A 2877-nucleotide genomic window follows, 5' to 3' on the forward strand; every position below is an offset into this window, starting at 1 on the left:
CCTGCGCGAAGGGGGCCGCCTGCACGGCGGCCCGGCCCGCCACGAGCCGCCGGGGGCCATGCCATCCGGCATCGTGCCGCCGCGCTACGAGCGGCTGGCCAGGGTGGGCTACGCGGTCACAGATCGCCCCCTGGCCGGGGGCAACCACGTGCAACCCCTGCACAACGGCGAACAGGCCTACCCCGCCATGCTCGATGCCATCGACAACGCCGAGCACAGCGTCTTTCTGACCACCTACATCTTCGGCACCGGCGACGTGGGCCAGCGCTTCGTGGATGCCCTGGCCGATGCCGCGGCGCGCGGGGTGGACGTGCGGGTCATCGTGGACGGCGTGGGCGGCCTGTACCACTGGCCGCGTGCCTGGCGGCGCCTGGCCAGGCGCGGGGTGCGCGTGGAGCGCTTTCTGCCGCCACATCTGGTGCCGTTACAGCTTTCGGTGAACCTGCGCACCCACCGCAAGGTGCTGGTATGCGACGGCAAGGTGGGCTTTACCGGCGGCATGAACATCGCTCAGAACCACATGGCCGCGCAGGGCTGCACCCGGTGCGTCACCGACCTGCACTTCCTGTTCAGCGGCCCCATCGTGGCCCAGTTGCAGGAGGCCTTCCTGCGCGACTGGGGCTTTGTCACCGGCGAATACGCACCCGGCCCCCCGGTGCGCGAGGAACCCTGCGGCGATTCGCTGTGCCGCATGGTGCTGGACGGTCCCGGCTTCGGCTTCGAGCGCGTGCACGATCTGCTGGCGGGCGTGGTGGCCGGGGCGGAGCGGTCCATCCACATCATGACGCCCTATTTCCTGCCCTCGCGAGAGCTGATCAGCGGACTGCGGGCCGCTTCGCTGCGCGGGGTGGAGGTGCACTGCGTGCTGCCGGGCCGCAACAACCTTCCCTTCGTGCACTGGGCCACCCGCAACCTGCTGCCATCGCTGCTGGAAAGCGGGGTGCGGGTATACTACCAGCCGCCGCCGTTCTGCCACACCAAGCTGCTGCTCATCGACGGGTGCTATGCCCACGTGGGCTCGGCCAACATCGACCCGCGCAGCCTGCGCCTGAACTTCGAGCTGACCGTGGAGGTGCTGGACACCACCGTGGCCCGCCAGTTGGGCCAGCACTTCGAGGCGGTGCGCGCCGTGTCAGACGAGGTGACGCCCCGGTCGCTGACCGCCCGCAGCATGCCGGTGCGTCTGCGCGATGCGGCGTGCTGGCTGTTTTCGCCCTACCTGTAGGGGCAGCGCCCCGTCATCCACCCCCTCTTTCGGAAAAATCATCCTGCATGGCGTGCCGGACGGGTTTCGCAGTCCACCGGCATCATGGCGTTTTTCAGGGGGGCAGCATGGGGGGTGCACGGCGGGGCACCGCGCGCCGGTTTTTTCAGAGCGCGGAATGCAATGATGGCGGGATGTTGGCACGGCGCTGTGCGGCGTTCCGGCCCGTTTCGCCGGGACAGGGAACGGGGTTGACACCCCCTGCCAGGGGATTACTAGGGGGGTCGCAACGCAGTTTACCCGGAAGGTAGCCTTCGGAATGAATACGTCTCTCCTGCGCCCGGTCCGATGCGGCATGCCGCGCGGCCTGGGTGCATCCGATACCGGTTTTGCCCCCTGCTGCTCCGCCCCCTCGTGTTCCGTCTCGATCACGCAGCGCGCACGTGGCACGGGCACCACGCCCCGTTCCGTGCTGGCGCTGCTCTGCTGCGCCCTGCTGGCCGTGCTGGGGGTGGTGCTGCTGCCCGACGCGGCCTTTGCCTGGGGACCGGGCGTGCACATGGTGGCCGCCCACTGGCTGCTGCAGAACGCCTCGCTTTTGCCCGCCGCCGTGGGCTCGGCCCTGCTGGCCCATCCGGATGCCTTCCTGTACGGCAGCCTTTCCGCCGACATCTTCATCGGCAAGGGCTGCACCGTCACACCCGGCCACAGCCACAACTGGAGCACCGGCCATACCCTGTACGAGGCGGCGGACACCCCGCGCCTGCATGCCTACGCCTGCGGCTACCTTTCGCACCTTGCCGCCGACACCGTGGCCCACAACCATTACGTGCCCACGCTGCTGGGGGGCACCCCCGGCACTGGCAAGCTGAGCCACGTGTACGTCGAGATGCAGGCCGACCGCATGGTGGAATGGGACGCGGCAGAGGCCGTCAGCCTGTTCCGCCTGCCCAACGGCGCGGCGGACCGTACCCTGTTGCAGGCCACCCACGGCGGGCACTGGCCCTTCGCCTTCAAGAAACGGCTGTTCCAGGGCAGCCTGGCCGTCAGCGGCAGGCAGTCGTGGCGGCGTTCGCTGCGCCTGGTGCACCGGGTCATGCCCCACGCGGCGGACCGCGCCTACCTGCGCGAGATGGTCGACGTCAGCGTGCGGGCCGTGGTGGACGTGCTGCGCGACCCGTACGGATCTGCGGTGACGGGCATCGACCCCATCGGCAGCGACCACCTGGCCGAGGCCCGCGACGTGTGCCGGGGCGTGCGGCCCATGGTGGCGCGCAGGCCGGGCGGGGTGCGCTTTCCGCTGGACGAGCGGCTTGGGGATCTGCCCTACCTGCCGGTGCCCTGCCGGGCGGCCTGATAGGCCCATCTTTCATGCCACGCGAAAAGGCGGCGGGAGTGATCCCGCCGCCTTTTCGCGTGCATGGCCGAGAGGGGCAAGAAAAGGCATGGCAAGGCGTGAGCCCCCTGAGGGGGCGCGTGGTTGCGTCTCGCGGTCGCTCGTTCCCGGCGAGTAGTCGCTCGGTCGCGTCGCGTGGGTGGCGAAAGGGTGTGCGTGCGGAGTCAGCCCAGCAGCCACGAAACCAGCGCGCCCGCGCCCACCACGTACAGCACGTCCACCCCGGTGCGCAGCGCGGCAAAGGCGGCCACGCCGACGACGGCGGGCAGCGGCGTGG

2 protein-coding genes are annotated in these 2877 nt (G+C 70.1%); both read left to right on the forward strand.

Going from position 1 to position 2877, the window contains the following annotated elements:
* A partial coding sequence (locus tag FVW27_RS12270; RefSeq protein ID WP_167125526.1) for a phospholipase D-like domain-containing protein occupies window positions 1–1225 on the forward strand: 1225 nt, incomplete at its 5' end.
* 298 nt (window positions 1226–1523) lie between these two features.
* Window positions 1524–2561, forward strand: coding sequence for a zinc dependent phospholipase C family protein (locus tag FVW27_RS12275; protein ID WP_243838405.1), 1038 nt, complete (start codon window positions 1524–1526; stop codon window positions 2559–2561).
* Window positions 2562–2877 lie beyond the last annotated feature (316 nt).

The sequence above is a fragment of the Nitratidesulfovibrio liaohensis genome, assembly GCF_011682075.1.
GTDB classification, from domain to species: domain Bacteria; phylum Desulfobacterota; class Desulfovibrionia; order Desulfovibrionales; family Desulfovibrionaceae; genus Cupidesulfovibrio; species Cupidesulfovibrio liaohensis.